Origin of the sequence: Cohnella cellulosilytica (assembly GCF_042431195.1) — a bacterium.
Taxonomy (GTDB): Bacteria; Bacillota; Bacilli; order Paenibacillales; family Paenibacillaceae; genus Cohnella; species Cohnella cellulosilytica.
In genome coordinates this window covers 74,373-95,252 of the sequence record NZ_JBHMDN010000029.1, presented here as the reverse complement: position 1 = coordinate 95,252, position 20,880 = coordinate 74,373, and the positions used below count along the sequence as shown (strand labels likewise).

The following is a 20,880-nucleotide window of genomic DNA, read 5'->3' as shown; positions in this document are numbered from 1 at the left end:
CGCTTCCCACCTTGTCATCCGAGTCGAAAAACGATGCCGTGTCCGCCCTTCGGATACACCCACTTGATGTTCTGGTGGGGACAGCCGATGCGGCAGCTCCCGCACTCGTGGCAGCCCTCGTAGCCGACATGCATGCGCACCTCTTCCCATTTGTAGACTTCGGCGGGGCAAAAAATCGTGCAAATTTTATCCGGGCAGCTCGTCAGGCACACTTCCGCGTCCATAACGTGCAGGTGGGACTGCGTATCGGCGTTAAATCGGATCAAGTATTGCTTTTCTTCGATCGTCGAGCCCTTGGCCGGCTGCGCTTCGCTCATTACTTCATCACCCTCCACGCCCGATACAGGTCGCGGGCCATTTTGATCTTCTCCTTGGCCGGGCCGATATCCCGCCATATTTTCTTCTGCTTCTCCCGCTTGGGCACGCCGTCGACGGTCAGCATCTGGCTTGCCGCCCGGTTCATCATCGGGATATATTGCTCGAAGTATTGCGGGAACTTGTCGAAGTGGTGAGTGGCGTCCTTGTATTTCTTCAGATCCTGCCCGACGAAGCTGCCCATCAGCTTCTTCCGATAGTCGTCCAGGGAAGCCTCGGAGAAATCGCCGCGCTCCCTGGCGGCCACGATCGTCTCCGCCGCGAGCCTGCCCGACGTCATCGCCATGTTGGAGCCTTCGCGATGAATTGCGTTCACGAGCTGCGCCGCGTCGCCCGCGACGAGGACGCCCGCCCCCACGACCTTGGGCATTGAACGGTAGCCGCCCTCGGGTATGAGATGCGCCAAATATTCCTGTGCCTCGGCTCCCTGAATATAAGGACGGATCATCGGATGCGTCTTCACGTATTCCATCAGCTCGTAAGGCTTTATCTTATGCTTGATAAGGCCGGAGAGCAGCGTGCCGACGCCGATGCTGAGCGTATCCTTGTTCGTGTACAGGAAACCCGTGCCGAGAATGCCCTTCGTCGCGTCTCCGAACAGCTCGATCGTGCAGCCCTGCCCTTCCTCGAGGCTGAAACGATCCTCGATAATCTTCTTGTCGAGCTTCACGATTTCCATCGTCGCCAGCGCCACTTCGTCCGGTCGGAATTCCTTATGGAAACCGAGCTGCTTCGCGAGCAGGGAGTTGACGCCGTCGGCCAGCACAACGACATCGGCGCGCAGCTCCCCGTCCGGACGGTCCGTGCGTACGCCGACCACCCGGCCATCCTCCGCGATGCACTCCAGCACGACCGTCTCGTTCAGCAGCAGAGCGCCTTGCTCTACCGCTTTGGAGGCGAACCACTGGTCGAACTTCGCGCGCAGCACGGTGAAGTTGTTGTACGGCTCCTCCGCCCACTCCATCCCCTTGTACGAGAAGGTCACCGCCGACGACTTATCCATCATCATAAACCGCTGCTCGACGATCGGCCGTTCGATCGGCGCTTCCTTATGGAAGCCGGGGACGACCTCCTCCATCATTTTGCGGTACAGCACGCCGCCCATCACGTTCTTGGAGCCGGGGTATTCCCCTCGTTCGATCAAGACTACGTTAACGCCCGCTTTCGCCAGCTCGTATGCGCAGGCGGTTCCGGCGGGACCCGCTCCCACGACGATCGCGTCAAACTTTTCCGGCATCGGCCTCTTCCTTTCTTTCCAACGCGGATTTGAAAGCCTCGGTCAGCATCGGCACGATCGTCAGCGCGTCTCCGACGATGCCGTAATGGCAGGCTTGAAATATGGGAGCCGCGGGGTCCTTGTTGATCGCGATAATGAGGCCCGAATTCTGCATGCCCACCAGATGCTGGATAGCGCCCGATATGCCGATCGCGAAATAGATTTTCGGCGTCACCGTCACGCCCGTCTGACCCACCTGGCGATGATGATCGACCCATCCGGCCTCCACGACATCCCGGCTCGCCCCGACGGCCGCGCCCAACGTGTCCGCCAACTGCTGTACGACCTTAAAGCCCGCGGGACTTCCCAGCCCCTTGCCCCCCGCGACGATAACGTCGGCTTCGTCGATGCGGACGTGACGAGTCGTCGATCGAACGATTTCGAGCACCTTCGTGCGGATGTCCTCCTCCTTCAGCGGGATGCATTCCTCGACGACGGCTCCGGATGCTCCCGGTCTGCGAGGCAGCGCTTTCATAACTTTGGGGCGAACGGTGGCCATCTGCGGACGGTACTTCTTGCACAGAATCGTCGCCATAATGTTGCCGCCGAACGCGGGCCGGCTGGCAAGCAGCAGCCCCGTATCCTCTTCCACGTCAAGCTGCGTCGTATCCGCGGTCAGTCCCGTCGGCAAGTCGGTCGCTACGGCGCTGGCCAGATCCTTCCCCGTCGAAGTTGCCCCGTACAGCAAAATTTCCGGCTTATGCTTCTCCACGCACGCCAGCATCGCCCGCATATACGTCTCCGTCCGGTAGAAACGATAGATCGGAGAATCGTATACGTAGACTTTGTCGGCCCCGTATTCGAACGCCGTCTCCGCCAGCGCTCCGATATTTTCCCCGATCAGCACCCCGGCCAGCTCCGTCTTCCTCTTGTCCGCCAGCTGCCTGCCCGCTCCGAGCAGCTCCAGCGATACCGGAGCGATCGCTCCGTCCTTCTCCTCGATAAATACCCATACGCCGCGATAATCCTCGAAATTCAAGAAGCTCCACCTCCCGATGCGGCAGCGAACAGCTCTTGACGCGCCATCAAGATATCCAGCAGTCGAGCGACTTGCTCCTCCTGAGCGCCTTCCAGCATCGTGCCTCCCTGCGGCTTCGGCGGCGCCCAGACAGAGCTGACGATCGTCGGAGAGCCCTTCAGTCCAAGCTGCGTCTTGTCGATGTCCGGCAAGTCGGCGACCGCCCAAATATGAGGCTGATATCGCGCGGCCCGCAGCATGTTCGGCAGCGAGGAATACGGTACTTCGTTGATCTCCTTCTCCACCGAGAGCAGACACGGCAGCGTGGAACGGACTACCTCGTAGCCGTCCTCCAGCTTGCGGTGGACAATCGCATGGCGCTGCTCCGCATCGACCTCGACAACCTTGTTGACGGACGTGAGCGGCGGCATGTCGAGCCTTCGCGCGATGCCGGGGCCGACCTGGCCGGTGTCCCCGTCTATCGTCATTTTGCCGCAGATGATCAGATCGATCGGGCGCGTCTGCGCGATCTTCTCCAGCGCCTTCGTCAGCGCGTAGCTGGTCGCCAGCGTATCCGCGCCCGCGAACGCCCTGTCGGTAATCATGTAGCCTTCGTCCGCGCCGATCTCGATGCACTTGCGGATTGCCTTCACCGCAGGCGGCGGCCCCATCGTCAGCACGGAGACGACGCCTCCGTATCGCGCTCGCAGTCTCACCGCCTCCTCCACCGCATGGGCGTCGTACGGATTCAGGATCGCGGGCGCGCTGGAGCGATCCATCGTGTTCGTCTTCGGGTTCATCTTGATGATCTTCGTGTCCGGCACCTGCTTGATGCAGGCGACGATATGCAGCATGAGGCTCACCCTTTCCGCTCGGTCCGGTCGGTTCCCGGTTTAAACCTTTCCACCTTATTTATATTAGCCGGGACCCGAGATCATGCCTGGGATTGTCCTGCTCTTCCTGACGCAGCTGCAGCTTCCCTTGAATATAACCATTCCATGCAGTTGGGAGACCGTTACGCGGGCAAATTCGAGGAGGCGACCGCCTTTAACGGTCCGGGAGGCCGTTACGCGAGCAAATTCGAGGGGGCGACCGCCTTTAACGGTCCGGGAGGCCGTTACGCGAGCAAATTCAAGGGGATGACCGCCTTTAACGGTCCGGGAGGCCGTTACGCGAGCAAATTCGAGGAGGCGACCGCCTTTAACGGTCCGGGAGGCCGTTACGCGAGCAAATTCGAGGAGGCGACCGCCTTTAACGGTCCGGGAGGCCGTTACGCGGGCAAATTCGAGGGGGCGACCGCCTTTAACGGTCCAGGAGGCCGTTACGCGAGCAAATTCAAGGAGGCGACCGCCTTTAACGGTCCGGGAGGCCGTTACACGGGCGAATCGAGCGAATGTACATCAATTGAGCAGTTTTGAAAAGAAAGAGCTGCCGAGGCAGCTCTCCATACAAATTATGGTATAATTCAATTACAACAGTATAGGCTTGCAAGGGCGGTCGGCTAATCTCCCGGAAGGGAGGTGATGCCCATGACAGTATTCGAAGGACTTATACTTATGCTAACGTTCGGTTCGCTGATCGTTGCGATACTGTCCTTTAAACGGAAATAGACCACCCTCGCGAAGGAACCGGTCTATTTCCAACCATTTTCCAAAGCCTACCGCCCTTAAAAGCGGCTGTTGTAAGGAGTCGTGTTAGCAGCACGGCTCCTTCTCTTATCTATATTCTATATTGTAACCTAATACCATGCAATTAAAAAATCAAGATCAAGCCCGTTTCCCGCTGCTCCCCATACAAATTATGGTATAATGCAATCACAACAGTATAGGCTTGCAAGGGCGGTCGGCTAGTCTCCCGGAGGGGAGGTGATGCCTGTGACAGTATTCGAAGGACTTATACTTATGCTAACGTTCGGTTCACTGATCGTTGCGATACTGTCCTTTAAACGGAAATAGACCGCCCTCGCCAAGGACGCGGTCTATTTCTGACGCATTTCCTATAAGCCTACCGCCCTTAAAAGCGGCTGTTGTGGGGGGAGTCGTGTTAGAGCACGGCTCCTTCTCTTATTTATATTCTATAACGTAACCTAATACCATGCAATAAAAAATACATGAAGAAATAACCGACTACTTGATTTCAACTAAAAATGGAGTCGTATTTATGACGTACGACCGTACCCCTACGGAAAATGCCGAAGAAGCTTGAACCACAATTCCATACTTCCCCTTCGCCAAATGAATATCATTGATTTCTTTGGAATAGGCCTCTCCCTTCGTCATCGTCTTTTCCACAACATTGAATTCGATCATCCTCGCTATTTCTCCGCTCTCTTCGTTCCAAACTACGATTACAAATGCCGGTTGTTGATCAAATCGTATTTCTTTCTCGCCCGTATATTCAAAAGAGGAATTAATCAAGATCCCTTCATCTTCTTGAAACTCCCCTTTATTCACTTCCAGTATTAATCGAAAATTATCGGTTTCCTCCGTTTTCTGAATGGGAACCAGCGAACGTTCGCTGCTGCATCCGAGCAATACCAGACAATAAACCGCCAGAATAGCGAATCCCTTCATTGTCTACCACCCCAACTTAACATAATAAAAACCCTATAAATATCATACATGGAATTCTAGTAAAAAGAATTATAGCTTTCAGATATTCCACTGAACAAGAAAATTATGTATAATTTAGTCACAAACTGCTGAGAGGAGCGTAGTTGGTTGGTGGCCATTATCTACGTGACAATCTACACTCTAGAAGCGTTCTGTACTATATCCGCTAGCTACATGCTTTTCCGGTTTCCGTTCAGAGAGTTCATTTGGAAGAAGCTTATTTTGAGCGTTCTACTGGCAGTCTTTTCTTATTCGTTAAGAGATATAACGGTCATTAACAAATTTACGATTATTGTTCCCATGGCTTATCTCTTCTCCTATACCCTGTTCATTCGCTACATCAGTAAAATTCGAATCTTATGGGCATCCGTGATGATGACTACAGGTTATGCTCTTGTCGGTGCCACACAAATGATCGTGTTAATTGTATTTGATGTTATTGGCATCACGATGGCAGAGGTCCAAACGAACCTATCCTACTTAGTGTTGGCTCAAATCCTTTCGTCTGCTTTCGTATTTCTATTCTCTTTCCTCTACTACTATCGTGGAGCCGGATTTACCTATGAGTTTCCGCGTTGGCGCTGGAAGCATCTATGGCTTGTTTTCTTGGAACTCATACTACTTGCCGTCTTGTTTCGGTTTATTATTCTAAACGACTTAAGCCAAATACTTGCCAATATTGTCATGCTTGTTGCTCTCCTAATGTTAAGCAGAAAAATGGAAAGGGATGAGCTACGAAATGAACTGGAGCCATAAACTTGCGGACAATCTGGCCGTTCGGATCCATTCCGCCAATCCTAATCATTCGGTCAGTCTTCCTGTCCAAAGATATGCGATTGAAACGATCATTCTCAATACGATTATTATCGCATTTTCATTAGTCGCAGGAAGTTTTATCACCCAAGCATCACAAGTCCTCCTCACGATTATTTCCTTTCTTCTTTTGCGCTTCATTACCGGAGGGTACCATTTTTCATCGCCGACATTATGTATTGCAACGACGGTCATCGTATATAACGCGATTCCGATACTTGCCCAATTCGTTCATTCTCCGTATGTCACATTTGCAATTACCCTGGGGAGTTTGCTGCTTTGCATCACGTTTGCTCCACAAGGAAAACGTGCAATCGTAAAGCAGCACCAAATAATAAAGCTTGCAGGCGGGGCGATCATAGCCGTCAATTTTCTCGTTATGTCTCCCGTTCTCGCTATAGCATTTTTCCTGCAAGCCTTAACACTCATCCATTTTAGGAAAGGAGGTAATAGTATATGAAGAAACTGAGAATCTCAACATTATTCATTCTTTCTACTATTCTTGGGATCGTTGCTTTTGTACAATCTTCATTTGCCTGCCAGCAAGGGTTGTACGACCCCGAAATGCCGGAAGAACTGCAGTAGGAGGAGCTTATGGAGTGGATCAAGGAGCTCCCAGTAAGTCGAGACCCTAAAGGTGCAACTGGCATCGTGTCGTTGCCAATGGACTCCATTCTATACATCCACTTCTACGAAGCAACGATCCAAGTCCACACCGCAACTGAAATGTTTTACTTCACGTTAGGGAGCAATCTGAGCGTGCTCGTCGATAATCTGAACAACTCGGGGTACCGGTTCGAGAAGACGGACCGCTCCCAGGTCGCGGATTATCGGCGATTAAGCCGCATCGAGAAAACGGAGTATTACCAATACAGAGGCTACTTCGAGGATACTCATAAATTCGTGATTTTCTCGGAGAGCAATTACAAGAAGGCTTTAAAATTGCTAAAGGATCGCTCGGATTAGAGCGATCCTTTCCTTTTACCCGAATATCGCCTGAATGACCGGCTTCGTGTGTCCGCCCGGATACATCAGGTAGAGCAGCACATAGACCGTAACGCCCGTAATCACAGTAGCGAACCAAATGACCGAGGTTACCCGCCCGACTTTGCGGTGCTTGGCGAACCTCTTGCGAAAAGCCAGCGTCAGCGTCGTAATTCCGAATCCGGCGGCAACGGTCGCAAGCACGATGTGGAACAACAGGAAGACCAAGTAGACCGTCTTCAAGTCGTCGGGACCGTTAAACGTCGTATTGCCGATGAAGATGGTGCGCGAGACATAGATGATGAAGAACAAGGACGCCGCGATCGCCGCCGCGATCATGACCTTCTCATGCGCGTCGCGCTTCTTCAGAATAATGAGCCGCCAGCCGATGGCGACCAGAATTCCGCTGATTAAAATAAAGCTCGTGCTGACGAGCGGAAAAATCTCATACCACGACATACGCATCCACCTGTTCTATCGTCGGTTGTTCCAAGCTTCTTCCTTCATTGTACCTGTCCGGGAGGCTCAGTTCAAACGTTTGTGAGGAACGTCACACATTGTTAATATGTTCATTCCGGCACCGGATCGAGCACGTTGTCGTTGTCGAGCGAACGGTCCCTGCGATACCACTGCATGAACACCGTATACAGCGCCGCCACGTTAATCCCTTCCTGCAGCAGCTTCATGACGATGCCTCCAAGCTGTTGGTCGTCCGTCGCGCTTAACAGATTAAAGAATTTCGGTCCTTCGAACTGACGCAGCAGCTCCGCCGGGTCGCCGGCCACGCAATAGCCCATCGCATTGGCCCAGATCTGGGGATCGTTGTAGACGCCGAATAGCGGCTTTCCTGCGAAAATAATCATGACGCAGGCCGGAGTAAGCAGCAGACCGCTCATGAAAATGTAGCCCAGCGTCAGCATATGGGACATGCGCCGCCACTCCGGAATCGGACAGTAGACGTGCCACCACATGGCCATCGAGCTGAGGAACAGCAAACCGTAATAGATCCGATGAATCGTAAAATGAGTCATGATCCAATCGTGATTGTCCGGGATATGATACATAGAGAATAGCAAAATGAAGGCCAGCATATCAAAAATAGGATTCATCAGAAAACGAAATACCCCGTTCCGCCAGAAACGTCCCCCGAACGCGGCGCGCCAAAACCATGCCGGTATGCCGTAAATAAGCATGGGCGGAACCAGCATGTAGGCGAGCGCCATATTGGTCATGTGGAAAGTGAACATCAGGTGGCCCAACAAGCTCAATGGCCCGCCTTGCGTCAAGTACAGCAGCGCGATCGCCAGGATGAACGAAATCTGGCGCATAGCGGAAACGGGGGCGCTCCCGGAGAAGTGATGCCTCCAAGGACCCACCGTGAACGTGTACAAAACGACAATCACCATCATCAAGATCATAAACGCCGGACTCCACAAATCGCTGAACGAGAAATATTCCAATCCCATCATTGCTGCCGACCTCCTTTCGAATGCGATTGCCGGACCCATGAAAAAAGAGAGGACGGATTGCGGCCCGCCTCTCTGAAATTCAATTCCGTCCGGATATTACCACCATACCCAGAACAGCGCCATAATCACCATCGCGAATACGACGACGACTCCGGAAATGATTCCGATAATCGGGAACAAATGTCCGCGATCCTTCATGTGCATCCAGTAAGCCATCTGAATGATGACCTGAACGACCGCCATGGCCACCAGAATGATGTACGTGAACGTTTCGTTAATCTCGCCTGCCGATACCGCGGCGAACGCGATAATCGTCAGAGCGAGCGAGAGAATGAAGCCGACAACGTGTTTCTGCGGTCCTTCGACCTTGTGGCGCTTGGGAAGCTCACCGGATGCCGACTCGTTAGGATTGCTCGACAAGTTAACCAGCCACCTTTCCCATCAAATAAACAACGGTGAAGATGAAAACCCAGACAACGTCGATAAAGTGCCAGTACATCGCGGAGATGTACACTTTGGGCGCGGTAACTACCGTAAGCCCTTTTTTCAAAACCTGACCGATGACAAGCGAAATCCAGAATACCCCGAAAGCGACGTGGGCGCCGTGGAAACCGACGAGCGTGTAGAACGAGGAGCTGAACGCGCTTGTCGTAAAGCCGTGGCCTTCGTGAACGTATTCCACGAACTCGTAAATTTCGAGGCCGAGGAACGACAGTCCGAAAAGAACCGTAATGATCAGCCAGACGACCATCGACTTCCGGTTATGTTGATGCATCGCCTGCACGGCGAATACGCTCGTCAAGCTGGAAGTCAGCAGGATCATCGTCGCCGCGAATACCATCGGAAGCTGGAACAGCTCGCCGGCCGTAGGGCCGTCGCCGACGCTGTGGCGCAGCGCCAGGAAAGCTGCGAACAAGGTGCCGAACAGGACGACTTCCGCTCCGAGGAACAGCCAGAAGCCCAAAATTTTATTGCGGGCCTCCAGAGTCGCCTTCTCCGGTTCATGAGGCAAGTGCCCTTCTACGTGGTCATGCGCGCTCATGCCTGCACCCCCTTATCCTGTTCTTCCGGTTCGATATGGAAACCGTGATCGTCGATCAGAGAACGAATCGTCATACAGCCGAGCGTAATCACCAAGCCGACGCCCGCAACGATCAATTTGTCGTAAATGAATCCGAATCCGGCGACAAACAATCCAATGCTCATAATGAACGGCAGGATCGACGGAGAAGGCATATGGATCGAGCCGACCGGCTCGGCCGGAGTCATCGAAGTCTTTCCTTCCATCTTCTCCAACCACCATGCGTCGTATCCGCGAACGAGCGGAGTTTGCTTGAAGTTATATTCCGGCGCCGGAGAAGGAATCGTCCATTCCAGCGAACGTCCGTCTTCCCATGGGTCGTTGGAAGCGTTGCGCGGCTTCGACCATGTGACGAAGACGTTGATCAGGAACGCGATCGTTCCGATTCCCATCAAGAACGCGCCGATCGTACTGATGAAGTTCATGTTGTCGAAGCCCTGACCCGGCAGGTACGTATATACGCGGCGCTGCATCCCCAGCAAGCCGAGGAAATGCTGGACGAAGAACGTCAGGTGGAAGCCGATAAAGAACGTCCAGAACGTAATTTGGCCGAGCTTCTCGTTGAGCATGCGTCCGAACATTTTCGGCCACCAGTAATGCAGACCCGCGAAAATACCGAGAACCAGACCGCCCACGATAACGTAGTGGAAGTGAGCGACGACGAAGTAGGTGTCGTGATACTGATAGTCGGCCGGCGCGGAAGCGAGCATAACGCCCGTTACGCCGCCCATAACGAAGGTCGGGATAAAGCCGATCGCGAACAGGTTCGCCGTAGTGAACCGAATCGATCCGCCCCAAAGCGTAAACAGCCAGTTGAAGATTTTGACCCCGGTCGGCACCGCGATCAGCATCGTCGCGATCGAGAACAGACCGTTTGCTACCGGTCCGAGACCGGTGGTGAACATATGGTGAGCCCACACCATAAATCCGAGGAACGCGATCAGCACCGTCGCGAACACCATCGAGCTGTAACCGAACAGGCGCTTGCGCGAAAACGTGCTGACGACCTCGGAGATGATTCCGAACGCCGGGAGGATAAGAATGTAAACCTCAGGGTGACCGAACACCCAGAAGATGTGCTCCCAGAGCACGCCGTTGCCGCCGTTGGCGACATTGAAGAAATTGGCGTCGAACAGACGGTCGAACATGAGCGCGACCAGACCTACCGTCAGGGCCGGGAAAGCGAACACGATCAGCGCCGACGTGATGAAGATCGCCCAGGTAAACATCGGCATTCTCATGAACGTCATGCCCGGAGCCCGCATGTTGATGATCGTCGCCATGAAGTTGATCCCGCCGAGCAGCGTACCGATACCGGCGATCTGCAAACCGAGCACATAATAATCGACGCCTGAGCCGGAACTGAAAAGCGTGCCGGCCAGCGGTACGTATGAGGTCCATCCCGCATCCGGGACGGTCCCCGTAAACCAGCTCAGGTTGAGCAGCAGTCCGCCGAAGAAGAACGTCCAGAAACCGAGGGAGTTCAGGAACGGGAACGCGACGTCGCGCGCGCCGATCTGCAGCGGAATAACCGCGTTCATGACCGCGAACAGCAGCGGCATCGCCGCAAGGAAGATCATCGTTGTTCCGTGCATCGTAATCAATTCGTTAAACGTATCTCCGGCGACGATATCATTCATCGGCTTGAGCAGTTGAACCCGAATGATGATCGCCTCCAGCCCGCCGATCAGGAAGAAGATCAGGCCCGCAATCAAATACAGGATGCCGATCTTCTTATGGTCGACGGTCGTTAGCCAATCCATCAAGCCGCTATAGCGCTTGACCTTGTGTCCATGTGCATGTGTTGCTGCCAAGGCCACGTACCTCCTTCAAATTCCCGCTGGTTAATAGTCAAGCTTATATTCAGCCAAATATTTGGCAATATCGGCAATCTCTTCGGGCGTCAAGCCGGTATCTTCCGCTCCCGGCATCATCGCGCCCATCTTGACGCTCTGAGGATCCGTAATCCATTCGCGGAGATTCTCCTCGATGCCGCCTTCGTCGTTGAAGAGATAGCCCGCGACCGTCTCGCGGCTGCCGATGCCGGTCAGGTTCGGCGCGCTGTTGCCGCCGTTCTCTCCTACCGCGTGGCAGCTCAGGCATTGCGAAGTGAACTTCTCGGCCAGCTCGGCGTCGGCAGGCATAACGGCAGGAGCCTTCATCGCGGAAACCCAGCGATCGAACGATTCCTGGCTGACCGCCTTCGCCTTGAACTCCATCAAGGCATGGGAAGGTCCGCAGAGTTCGGCGCACTTGCCGCGGAATACGCCCTCATTCGGGAATTCCAGGTACATTCTGTTGGAGGAGCCGGGGTTGGTGTCCATCTTGCCGCCGATCGCGGGAATCCAGAACGAGTGCTTCACATCAGCCGCAACCAGCTCGAACGAAATTTTCTTGCCCGTCGGAACGATCAAGTCCTGCGCGGTCGTAATGCCGTAGTCGGTATACTCGAACTCCCACCAATACTGGTGAGCCGTAACTTTGACCTGAACGGCGTCTTTATCTTGACTGTAGTCTTTGGCGAAGCCGAACACGCTTTGAATCGTTGGCACACCCAAAATCAACAGAAGAATAATCGGAATAACGGTCCAGATAACTTCGAGCTTGTGGTTTCCTTCCACTTGCTTTGGAATCGCTTTATCCCCCTTGCGGCGGCGAAAGCGGATCAGAACGTAAATACAAATCGCAAACACGACGACAACGACCAAAGTCATGATGCCAATGGCCAGCTTCATCAATTCGAATTGTTTCTCAGCTACAGGTCCTTGCGGATTCAGAGTTGAGAGGTCTTCTCTTCCACATGCCGTCAGCAACAGCACGAGCCCAGTCAGCAGCGGCAGCAACCGCTTCATTACAGGCCACCGTTTCATCATATCAACCCCATTTTGACATTTTCATAGAAAATCGTTTGCCTCTCCGGCAACCGCTCCCTATATGTACACGCCGTTGGACCAACCTTAACGCATTTCATGCCTCGAATTCAAAAAAACCCTTCATTTTCGCGGATTTTCCGAATTTCCGCCAACCAGGCACTCTAATAAATATAAAGATTGTTCCGCCTTTTTGTCAATGTTCACCGTGCAGTTCACAAATTGTTCTCAAAACTGTCAAAAAGGCCGCCGTTCTAAGGCTTTCGCACTTTCGGCCATACGGGCGACCGGCTTTCGCGGCCGGCGTCCGTTTCTCCCTCTCCGTTCGGGAGAAACCGTTGGTTCACGTCCCAAGCACGCCGGGGCATTTTGCTTGCCAATACAGAAGTTATAAGTTTCACCCTTATCCTTGTCTGTATCGTCTCCGACAAAAACGCGTTCGCCGGCCTATGGACGCCGCAGGCGTTTTTGCTTGACGATACAGAATTTATAAGTTTCACCCTTATCCTTGTCCGTATCGTCTCCGACAAAAACGCGTTCGCCGTCCTAAGGACGCCGCAGGCGTTTTTTGCTTGCCCTCCCTTCTTTTTGCCATTTCGTCCGATTTTTATGTGCGGCCTTGCGCGCATACTTTGGCTTCGGCGGTCGAAGCCTATTCAATAACGACTTTTCAAGGAGGGTTGTCCATGTCGTCCGCACGACGCTCATGTCTGCTTATCGGGATCGCCCTGACGCTCGGATTGCTGTCCGCCTGCAATTACAAATCCTATTTCCAGAAAAGCACCCAGGATTACGGAAGCCGGACCGTCAACGATCCGAAAATGTCCCAGACGCGTTCCTACGGGGCCTACACCGCGGATCCGAAGCAGCACGAGAACCGTTATTTCGAGTACAGCTCCGCGCTTTCCAACAAGGTAGCGGCCTTGCCGGGGATCAATACCGCTCTCGTGTTCCTGACGGACAAGAACGCGTACGTCGCGATCATGACCGATTGGTCGGCTACCGGCACGAAAGCGACCGGCGGTCCCCGTTCGCGCGAGCAGGACAATACGGGCACCACCGAAGGCGTATACAACGTCAACAACGGCAGCCCGAAATGGGATAACCGCCAGGTGGCCACTCCGTACAACTCCTATTTTACACACAAGGACCCGAGCGACCTCTCCTCCGAACTGCGGCAGGTGATCGGCACGAAGGTGCGGGAGCATTTCTCCCGAGCTCAGGAAGTGCATATCTCCGCCAACCGGGAGTTCGTCAACCAGTCGCTCGAGTTCGCGAAAGAAGCCTGGCTGAAAAAGCCGCTGGCGCCGCTGACGAAGGACTTCAATACGCTTGTCCAGTATACCTTCGGAACGGGCAACGAGATTCCGCTTCCTCTCTATTTAAAAAAGAAGCCGAATCCTTGATTCCCGTTCGTGAGGTTGGCAAGCCCGCTCCCGAACCGCCCCCGGACATCGCCGTCAAGGCGAACTCGCCCGGGGGCGGTTTTTACATCGTCAAGATGAGCGGGCCCTCGGAAGTAACGGCCACCGTATGCTCGAACTGCGCGGCCAGGCCGCCCTCCGCCGTCATGACCGACCAGCCGTCCTCGGCGATATACACCTCGGGAGAGCCTTCGGTCAGCATCGGCTCAATCGTCAGCACCATTCCCGCCCTCAGCAAAGCGCCTTCTCCGGCTTCCCCGACATGCGCCACCTCCGGAGGCTCGTGCATCTCCCTGCCTATTCCGTGTCCGCCGAACTCCGCCACGACACCGCAAGGCCCCGCCGCTTCGCGTATGACCGCCGCGATATCGCCCGTACGCTTGCCCGGCGCCGCCGCGGCGATTCCGTTCATCGTCGCCCGGTAAGCGGCACGCCGCAGGCGGTCGGCCGACTCGGACACGCGGCCGACCGCGTACGTCCATGCCGTATCGGCCATCCAGCCGTCCAGCTCGACGACGAAGTCGAGCGTGACCAGATCTCCTTCCGCGAGCCTCCTCCCGTCGGGCATGCCGTGACAGACGCAATCGTTGACCGCCGCGCAGATTGCGTAGGGATAGCCGTGATAGCCCTGCTGCGCCGCCCGGGCGCCATGCTCCCGCATGTAGCGCTCCGCAATCCTGTTCAGCTCCATCGTCGTAACGCCCGGCTTCACGAGCGTTCCCAGTCTTCGCCGCAGTCGGCCCGCCAAGCGTCCCGCCCTGCGGATTCCCGCCAGCTCTTCCCGGCTGCGAATCGCAATCCCTTGCGGCCGTTGTCCCCGCATTCGTTCGCCTCCCCGCTCCGTCTCGATAGCTATGTATATTCCGCTGCCGTCGGGAAGGCCTCTGCTTATTCGCTCATAAATCGGAACGGTCGAAAAAACGGCCCGGAGAGGCGAACTTCGCCTCCCGGGCCGATTGACTTTCACCGCCGTTACGAGGCGGGAGTGTTCAATTTTGTCAGCTCGCGTTCCACGAGCACCGTCAACTCGTCTTCGTATCCACCGGTGATCCGGTATTTGCGGATGTAATCTTTAACAAACTTGCGTGGATCCTTGGGCCGGAAAATTCTCGTCAGTTCTCGCAAACTTTCTTGAACCTCGTTGTGGCTGCGTTTGGCCATGCAATTCCCTCCCAGTGGAATGGATTCCGTCCCCGCACAACCCGGAACGGAGGCGGTATTACGCCACCCGGAGAACCCAAAGCATAAACGGCAGTCGCCACATTCGGCGACCTTGGCATACGTTCGAGACGATTCTGAGAAGAATGGAGATTAGGCGCTTCCCTGAATCTCTTGCAAGGGTTCTTCCTTCAAACTCGATGTTCCACCGCTAGTTGCCGTATAAGAAAACGTCCTGCATTATTCGATTATACCATTTAACAGCTGGGGGATAAAGCATAAAACGCACAGCCCTTGACAGCAAGCAAAAATGCATGCGGCATCCTTAGGATGACGAACGCGTTTTTGTCGGAGACGATACAGACAAGGATAAGAGTGAAACTTATAAATTCTGTATCGTCAAGCAAAATCGCCTTCGGCGTCCTTGGAACGAAGTTCGCGACCGGGGTCTGACGCCGGGAAAGCTTAGCGCAGACGATGCCGGACGCGCTCCCTTTAACCCCGGGGGCCCTCGTCCCGGACTTCGAACCAGTGGGCGTCGCCCGACAGGGAGAAGCGTTCCCCGGAACGTAGCTCGTACTTGACGCCCGGCTTCAGCCTCTCGCCGCTCAAGAGAAATGTGCCGTTCGACGAACCCTTGTCTTCGAGAACGAACACGCGCGTGTCCTGCGAATATTTGAGCGTGCAGTGCACGCGGCTGATATCCACCGCTTCGTACGGGAACAAGATCGCGCAGCGGGCCGGATCGCGGCCGATCGTCAGCCTCCGGTTAAGCACCCGGAAGCAGCTTCCCGCATGCTCCCCTTCGATTCCGCACAGCATCGGCTCCGATCCTTCCGCGGTCTCGGCCGGCGCGGGCGGCTCCAGCAGTCTGGTCATCGGGATCGTATAATCGGTAAGCGCGTGTTCTTCATGGTATTCGGCTTCCTCGTTCGCGCTCGCTTCCTCTTCGTCCCAGCCCGACAGGTCGGGATCGTCGAACGATTCGTCGTCGTCCTCCTCGGCGGTCTGCGCCGCATCGTTCGCCAACTTGCCCTTGGCCGTCAATTGCAGGAACGCGATGACCGCCAGCACCGCGACGGCTATGCCGATCCCCAGACCCGCGAGCAGCGGCAATGTGCCGGGCGTCATTTGTGCGGCTGCCTGGCCCCTGCGCGCTTCGGACGCCAGCGCGGTGCAGGGCAGCAGCCATAGGGCTATCCCTCCGATTGCGGAGGCCATTGCGACACGCGGCCGTCGTCCTTCGCGGAACTTGAAATGCCCCCTTTCTCTCTGCGATTCGTTCCGCTCCGCCAACAGGCTCACCTCCGGCCGTCCTCACCTATTGTAAACGCTTTCCTCATTGGTCGACAAAGGAAATGATACAGGACGCATATGCAAATATTATAGCGAATAAACGAAGTTCCTTCAATTGCGGACACCCATTTTTTAGGTTAAATTTAGATCGTTTTCCTCCTCTTCCTCTTTGAGCTTGCGGCGCAGCACCTTTCCGATCAGCGACAGAGGCAGACTGTCCCGAAACTCATAGCTTCTGGGGACCTTGTAAGCGGCCAGCCGCTCCCTGCACCATCGGTCGAGCTGCATCTCCGACACCTGCCAGCCGATCTTCACGACGACGAACGCTTTCACCGTCTCGCCGCGATAGGCGTCGGGCACGCCCGCCACCGAAGCCTCCTTGATCGCGGGATGCTCGAACAGCACCTCTTCGACCTCTCGCGGATAGACGTTGTACCCTCCCGCGAGAATGATGTCTTTTTTCCGGTCGATAATCGTAAAATAGCCTTCCTCGTCCATCGTTCCGATGTCGCCCGTTCGAAGCCACCCTTCCCGCAGCGCTTCCGCCGTCTCCTCTGGCCTGTTCCAGTAGCCCTTCATGATTTGCGGCCCGCGCACGGCCAGTTCCCCGATCTCTCCGGGCGGCAGCGGCTCCAGACCGCTCTCTCCGACGATCCGCGCATCCGTGTCCGGAAGAGGCAGCCCGATCGTGCCGTTCTTGCGGAAGCCCCAGATCGGGTTGCAGTGCGTGACCGGAGACGCTTCCGTCAGACCGTAGCCCTCGATCAGCTTGCCCACCGTCTGAAGCTCGAATCTCTCCTGCACTTCCCGAGGCAGCGGCGCCGCCCCGCTAACGCATAACCTGACGGACGCGAAATCCCCGTCCTTCGCCAGCGGATGATCGAGAAGCGAGATGTACATTGTCGGCGCGCCTGGAAACACGGTAGGCTTGCGTCTGCGAATCGTCTCCAGCGCCATTCGCGGTTCGAAACGAGGGAGCAGCAGCAGCGTCCCCGCGCGGCCGATCGCCTGATTGAGCAGCACGGTCAATCCGAAGACATGAAACATCGGAAGCGCGGCCAGATACCGCTCCTTGCCGGGTTCCAGACGGTAGCACCAGGCGTCGACCTGCCGCGTATTCGCCAGCAGATTGGCGTGCGTCAGCATGACGCCCTTCGGCCGCCCCGTCGTTCCCCCGGTATACTGGAGCATGGCCAGATCCTCTTCCGCGTTCACCTCCTCGCATATCGCTTGGGCTACGCCTTGGCCGACGAAAGCGGACCAGCGCTTCACCCCTTCACCGTTGTAATCGACTTTTAAGTCCGGATGCTCCTTGCGCCTTTTAATCGGGTACAGCAGGTTTTTCGGAAAAGGCAGTCCATCCGCCAGAGAAGTGACGACTACGAACCGCACGGCGGTTTTCTCCCTGGCTTTGACGACGCGGGGCATCAGCAGATCGAGCACGACAAGCACGGTCGCGCCGCTGTCCACCAGCTGAAAATGCAGCTCCCGCTCCGTATAGGTCGGATTCGTCTGGACGACGACCGCTCCTGCCATCAAGGCGCCGTAATACGAGACGACGGCTTGGGGACAGTTCGGCAGCATAATGGCGACGCGATCCCCCTTCGCTATCGGGAGCGCCTTCAGGGCGTTCGCCATTTTGCGGCATTGCCGCAGCAGTTCTTTGTACGTATAGCTTCTGCCGAGGAAATCGAGCGCCTCGTTGTTCGGATAAGCCGTCTCCGCGTCGATCAGAAGCTTGGCGATATTCGACTTCGGATAGTCGTAAGAGGGCTTCACCTGAAGCGGATATTTCGAATGCCAGGGCCTTGCGCCCGAATGAACATCGGATAGTTCGCTCATGCCGCACCTCCTCGTTTTTTGACTATGACCGACCTATTCGCATACATGAACTCGAAGGAATCGCGAAACCTCTACTCAACCAACCTTCTTTTGGCGGCCCTCCAGGCCCATTCGGGCAGCTGCCTGCTTTTAGCGGGCCGGGAGGCTGTTACGCCGGCCCATTCGGGCAGTTGCCCGCTTTTAGCGGTCTGGGAGGCCGTTACTCAGGCCCATTCGGGCTGCTACCTGCTTTTAGCGGTCTGGGAGGCCGTTACGCCGGCCCATTCGGGCAGCTGCCTGCATTTAGCGGTCTGGCAGGCCGTTACACAAGCCATTGCAGGCAGCTGCCCGCTTTTAGCGGTCTGGGAGGCCGTTACTCAGGCCCATTCGGGCAGCTGCCTGCATTTAGCGGTCCGGGAGGCCGTTACTCAGGCCCATTCGGGCAACTGCCCGCTTTTAGCGGTCTGGGAGGCCGTTACTCAGGCCCATTCGGGCAGTTGCCCGCTTTTAGCGGTCTGACAGACCGCTACACAGGCCCATTCGGGCAACTGCCTGCTTTTAGCGGTCTGGGAGGCTGTTACGCGGACCCATTCGGGCAGTTGCCCGCTTTTAGCGGTCTGGGAGGCCGTTACTCAGGCCCATTCGGGCAGTTGCCCGCTTTTAGCGGTCTGGCAGGCCGTTACTCAAGCCCATTCGGGCAGCTGCCTGCATTTAGCGGTTCGGGAGGCCGTTACGTAGGCCCATTCGGGCAGCTGCCTGCTTTTAGCGGTCCGGGAGGCCGTTACGCGGACCCATTCGGGCAGTTGCCCGCTTTTAGCGGTCTGGCAGGCCGTTACTCAGGCCCATTCGGGCTTGCCGCAACGACGCGGGCCGCTATCCGCTTGCGCAGCGCCGTCGCGTCCCCCGGTACGAAGCGGAGCAGCCGCTTGAGCGCGGACAGGCGCAGCAGCAGCTCGTCTCCCCGTTCCAGCGAGGCAAGAATCGTCCGCGAACGCGTGCCCGCGCGCTCCGCGGCTTCCTCCGCAAACAGAGCGGTCATGTCGGCCTGATGGGCCGCGGCGGAAGCTCCCGCCGTGCGCAGCGCCTGCTTGCCCGATCGAAGCAGCGCGCTCTCGAGCGCATAGATGTCGATCATCGCGTCGGCGAGCGCCGCCACGATCGTCTGCTCCCGCTCCAGCCTCAGCCCATGCTTCTGTACCGCCAGCCCCCCGACCATAAGAAACGTTTTCTTGAGCGCCGACAAAATGGCCCCCGGCTTCGCCAACGGAGCTTCCGGAGACGCGGAGGAAAGCGGAAGCGGCGGCGAGTCCAGCAGTTCCTGCTGCAGCGCCTGGGCTTTCTCGATCAAGGGCAGATCACTCTTGATCGCCCGCCTCAGTAGCGCCGCGGGGATAAACAGCCGGTTGATCTCGTTCGCTCCTTCCAGGAAGCGAGCCGCGCGGGAATGCCCGCAAATTCTCTCGACTTTACCGTCCCGTATGCCGACGCCGCCTGCGGCATGAATTTGAACCGTTTCGGCGGCGACGGCTTCCAGGGCCTCCGAGGCGAGTATTTTGCCGATCGAGCATTCCAGCGCATATTCCGCGAACGCTTCCGCCGCGCGGCACCCGCGATCCGAGGCGTCCGGGGCGTCCGGAACATCCGAGTCTTCCGGGGCGTCCGAGTCTTCCGGGGCGTCCGGGGCGTCCGAGGCATCCGAGTCTTTCGGGGTGTCCCGGTCGGCCGAGCCGGGGGCGGACGCCGCCTCGTCGATCAGCCCGGCCGTTCGGTAAACAACGCTTTCCGCGACGAACGTCCGCACGTTCATATCCGCCAGCTTCGCGGCGATAAGCGGAAAAGCCGAGAGCGGCTTGCCGAACTGCCGGCTGCGGTTCGCGTAAGCGGCAGCCAGCGCGACCGCTTCCTTCATGCCTCCGACGCAGCCCGCCGACAGCTTGAAGCGACCGACATTCAATGCGCCGTAAGCGATTCGTCGGCCCTGCCCGACTTCGCCTAACAGGTTCTCCGCCGGTATACGCGCGTCTTCGAAGAACAGCGAACCGACCGGGGCGGCGGCAATTCCCCGCTCGCTTTCCGTGAGGCCGATCGTCAAGCCGGGCGTGCCGCGCTCGACGACAAACGCGCTAAGTTGCGTGCCGTCCACCTTCGCGAACACGACGAACAGATCGGCGCCCCCGGCGTTCGCGACGCCCCGCTTGCAGCCGTTCAGGACGAAGTGTTTGCCGTCTGCGGCCAACGCGGCGGACGTTCCCGAAGCGAGCGCCTCCGAGCCGATGTCGGACTCGGCCGCGCCATAGGCGGCGATCCGTTCTCCGCTCGTCAGCGCCGGCAGCCAGCGCAGCTTCTGCTCCGGGGTGCCGAAGAGCGCGAGCGGCAGCATGCCGGCCTCGGCCTGCTCAACCGGCGAACGCACGAACGGCCATACGGGAGCCAACGCCTCCGCGAGCAGCGCCAGACCGACGCCGGTCAGCCCGAGGCCGCCGTTAGCTACCGGAACGGCCGCACCGAGCAGACCGACTTCCCCCGCCCGGCGAACCAGCCGGATCGTCCCCTCGTCTTCGGGCGTCCCGGTCTCGGCACCTTCGAGCGGCCCTTCCCGTTCCGCGAACGCCTGGGCCGCCGCCGCGAGCCGGTGCCGCTCCTCCGCGCAATCCTCCGGCGTCGCTATGCGCCGCGGCTCCGTCTCGCCGACGATAAAGCTCCCTCCTCCCCGATACGAATCCGCCATCCCTCGTCCTCCCTT

At 56.8% G+C, this 20,880-nt stretch carries 24 protein-coding genes; 8 read left to right on the top strand and 16 right to left on the bottom strand.

The genetic code is table 11. The features are described 5' to 3' along the window. Window positions 1–14: 14 nt before the first annotated feature. The 4 genes from ACFFT4_RS21050 to ACFFT4_RS21035 are packed head-to-tail and all read right to left on the bottom strand — an operon-like array spanning window position 15 to window position 3,463. On the bottom strand, window positions 15–317 hold the full coding sequence (locus ACFFT4_RS21050) for a ferredoxin family protein (protein ID WP_378050783.1): 303 nt from the start codon (window positions 315–317) through the stop codon (window positions 15–17). After that, window positions 317–1,612: an FAD-dependent oxidoreductase gene (locus ACFFT4_RS21045; RefSeq protein ID WP_378050782.1), complete on the bottom strand. Its 1,296-nt coding sequence runs from the start codon at window positions 1,610–1,612 to the stop codon at window positions 317–319. The genes ACFFT4_RS21050 and ACFFT4_RS21045 overlap by 1 nt, the downstream gene beginning before the upstream one ends. Next, complete coding sequence (locus ACFFT4_RS21040) at window positions 1,596–2,630, bottom strand: electron transfer flavoprotein subunit alpha/FixB family protein (RefSeq protein WP_378050781.1); 1,035 nt, start codon at window positions 2,628–2,630, stop codon at window positions 1,596–1,598. The genes ACFFT4_RS21045 and ACFFT4_RS21040 overlap by 17 nt, the downstream gene beginning before the upstream one ends. Beyond that, window positions 2,627–3,463, bottom strand: a complete 837-nt coding sequence (locus tag ACFFT4_RS21035; RefSeq protein WP_378050780.1) for an electron transfer flavoprotein subunit beta/FixA family protein — start codon at window positions 3,461–3,463, stop codon at window positions 2,627–2,629. The genes ACFFT4_RS21040 and ACFFT4_RS21035 overlap by 4 nt, the downstream gene beginning before the upstream one ends. 144 nt (window positions 3,464–3,607) lie before the next feature. On the opposite strand from ACFFT4_RS21035, the gene ACFFT4_RS21030 reads away from it, so the two are divergent. The 3 genes from ACFFT4_RS21030 to ACFFT4_RS21020 all read left to right on the top strand — a co-directional run bounded on the left by ACFFT4_RS21030 (window position 3,608) and on the right by ACFFT4_RS21020 (window position 4,564). Further along, on the top strand, window positions 3,608–4,027 hold the full coding sequence (locus ACFFT4_RS21030; RefSeq protein ID WP_378050779.1) for a BspA family leucine-rich repeat surface protein: 420 nt from the start codon (window positions 3,608–3,610) through the stop codon (window positions 4,025–4,027). Window positions 4,028–4,132: 105 nt separating this feature from the next. Next, a complete protein-coding gene (locus ACFFT4_RS21025; RefSeq protein WP_378049475.1) occupies window positions 4,133–4,219 on the top strand; it encodes a putative holin-like toxin in 87 nt (28 codons plus the stop codon). A gap of 258 nt (window positions 4,220–4,477) precedes the next feature. Beyond that, the gene (locus ACFFT4_RS21020; protein ID WP_378050865.1) at window positions 4,478–4,564 is read left to right on the top strand and encodes a putative holin-like toxin; all 87 of its coding nucleotides are present in this window, start codon (window positions 4,478–4,480) and stop codon (window positions 4,562–4,564) included. A 171-nt stretch (window positions 4,565–4,735) separates the two neighbouring features. On the opposite strand, the gene ACFFT4_RS21015 is transcribed toward ACFFT4_RS21020, so the two are convergent. Then, window positions 4,736–5,182, bottom strand: a complete 447-nt coding sequence (locus tag ACFFT4_RS21015; protein WP_378050778.1) for a hypothetical protein — start codon at window positions 5,180–5,182, stop codon at window positions 4,736–4,738. A 147-nt stretch (window positions 5,183–5,329) separates the two neighbouring features. Here ACFFT4_RS21015 and ACFFT4_RS21010 point away from each other — a divergent pair, with 147 nt between their 5' ends. The 4 genes from ACFFT4_RS21010 (at window position 5,330) to ACFFT4_RS20995 (ending at window position 7,000) form a co-directional block, all read left to right on the top strand. Beyond that, the gene (locus ACFFT4_RS21010) at window positions 5,330–5,977 is read left to right on the top strand and encodes a hypothetical protein (RefSeq protein WP_378050777.1); all 648 of its coding nucleotides are present in this window, start codon (window positions 5,330–5,332) and stop codon (window positions 5,975–5,977) included. Further along, window positions 5,961–6,494, top strand: a complete 534-nt coding sequence (locus ACFFT4_RS21005; protein WP_378050776.1) for an accessory gene regulator B family protein — start codon at window positions 5,961–5,963, stop codon at window positions 6,492–6,494. Before ACFFT4_RS21010 ends, ACFFT4_RS21005 begins: the two co-directional genes overlap by 17 nt. Next, the gene (locus ACFFT4_RS21000) at window positions 6,491–6,619 is read left to right on the top strand and encodes a cyclic lactone autoinducer peptide (RefSeq protein ID WP_378050775.1); all 129 of its coding nucleotides are present in this window, start codon (window positions 6,491–6,493) and stop codon (window positions 6,617–6,619) included. The genes ACFFT4_RS21005 and ACFFT4_RS21000 overlap by 4 nt, the downstream gene beginning before the upstream one ends. A 66-nt stretch (window positions 6,620–6,685) precedes the next feature. Continuing rightward, window positions 6,686–7,000 carry a LytTR family transcriptional regulator DNA-binding domain-containing protein gene (locus tag ACFFT4_RS20995; RefSeq protein ID WP_378050774.1) on the top strand — a complete coding sequence of 105 codons (315 nt, stop codon included), beginning with the start codon at window positions 6,686–6,688 and terminating at the stop codon, window positions 6,998–7,000. A gap of 15 nt (window positions 7,001–7,015) precedes the next feature. On the opposite strand, the gene ACFFT4_RS20990 is transcribed toward ACFFT4_RS20995, so the two are convergent. From ACFFT4_RS20990 to coxB, 6 genes are all read right to left on the bottom strand, one after another. After that, the gene (locus ACFFT4_RS20990) at window positions 7,016–7,477 is read right to left on the bottom strand and encodes a DUF420 domain-containing protein (RefSeq protein WP_378050773.1); all 462 of its coding nucleotides are present in this window, start codon (window positions 7,475–7,477) and stop codon (window positions 7,016–7,018) included. Between the two features lie 110 nt (window positions 7,478–7,587). Continuing rightward, a complete protein-coding gene (gene ctaG, locus ACFFT4_RS20985; protein WP_378050772.1) occupies window positions 7,588–8,487 on the bottom strand; it encodes a cytochrome c oxidase assembly factor CtaG in 900 nt (299 codons plus the stop codon). A gap of 96 nt (window positions 8,488–8,583) precedes the next feature. Further along, window positions 8,584–8,907, bottom strand: a complete 324-nt coding sequence (locus ACFFT4_RS20980; protein ID WP_378050771.1) for a cytochrome C oxidase subunit IV family protein — start codon at window positions 8,905–8,907, stop codon at window positions 8,584–8,586. 1 nt (window position 8,908) lies between these two features. After that, window positions 8,909–9,529 carry a cytochrome (ubi)quinol oxidase subunit III gene (locus tag ACFFT4_RS20975; RefSeq protein WP_378050770.1) on the bottom strand — a complete coding sequence of 207 codons (621 nt, stop codon included), beginning with the start codon at window positions 9,527–9,529 and terminating at the stop codon, window positions 8,909–8,911. Beyond that, window positions 9,526–11,331: a cytochrome c oxidase subunit I gene (gene ctaD / locus ACFFT4_RS20970; RefSeq protein ID WP_378050864.1), complete on the bottom strand. Its 1,806-nt coding sequence runs from the start codon at window positions 11,329–11,331 to the stop codon at window positions 9,526–9,528. The genes ACFFT4_RS20975 and ctaD overlap by 4 nt, the downstream gene beginning before the upstream one ends. A gap of 81 nt (window positions 11,332–11,412) precedes the next feature. Then, window positions 11,413–12,441 carry a cytochrome c oxidase subunit II gene (gene coxB / locus ACFFT4_RS20965; RefSeq protein WP_378050769.1) on the bottom strand — a complete coding sequence of 343 codons (1,029 nt, stop codon included), beginning with the start codon at window positions 12,439–12,441 and terminating at the stop codon, window positions 11,413–11,415. A 683-nt stretch (window positions 12,442–13,124) separates the two neighbouring features. On the opposite strand from coxB, the gene ACFFT4_RS20960 reads away from it, so the two are divergent. Continuing rightward, window positions 13,125–13,844: a hypothetical protein gene (locus tag ACFFT4_RS20960; RefSeq protein WP_378050768.1), complete on the top strand. Its 720-nt coding sequence runs from the start codon at window positions 13,125–13,127 to the stop codon at window positions 13,842–13,844. An 82-nt stretch (window positions 13,845–13,926) separates the two neighbouring features. On the opposite strand, the gene map is transcribed toward ACFFT4_RS20960, so the two are convergent. From map to ACFFT4_RS20935, 5 genes are all read right to left on the bottom strand, one after another. After that, window positions 13,927–14,685, bottom strand: coding sequence for a type I methionyl aminopeptidase (gene map, locus ACFFT4_RS20955; RefSeq protein WP_378050767.1), 759 nt, complete (start codon window positions 14,683–14,685; stop codon window positions 13,927–13,929). Window positions 14,686–14,834: 149 nt separating this feature from the next. Next, a complete protein-coding gene (locus ACFFT4_RS20950; protein ID WP_094050045.1) occupies window positions 14,835–15,023 on the bottom strand; it encodes a hypothetical protein in 189 nt (62 codons plus the stop codon). A gap of 492 nt (window positions 15,024–15,515) precedes the next feature. Then, window positions 15,516–16,325, bottom strand: coding sequence for an FHA domain-containing protein (locus ACFFT4_RS20945; protein ID WP_378050766.1), 810 nt, complete (start codon window positions 16,323–16,325; stop codon window positions 15,516–15,518). 123 nt (window positions 16,326–16,448) lie between these two features. After that, window positions 16,449–18,158: a long-chain-fatty-acid--CoA ligase gene (locus ACFFT4_RS20940; RefSeq protein ID WP_378050765.1), complete on the bottom strand. Its 1,710-nt coding sequence runs from the start codon at window positions 18,156–18,158 to the stop codon at window positions 16,449–16,451. Between the two features lie 811 nt (window positions 18,159–18,969). Further along, window positions 18,970–20,865: an acyl-CoA dehydrogenase family protein gene (locus ACFFT4_RS20935; protein ID WP_378050764.1), complete on the bottom strand. Its 1,896-nt coding sequence runs from the start codon at window positions 20,863–20,865 to the stop codon at window positions 18,970–18,972. Window positions 20,866–20,880: the final 15 nt, after the last annotated feature.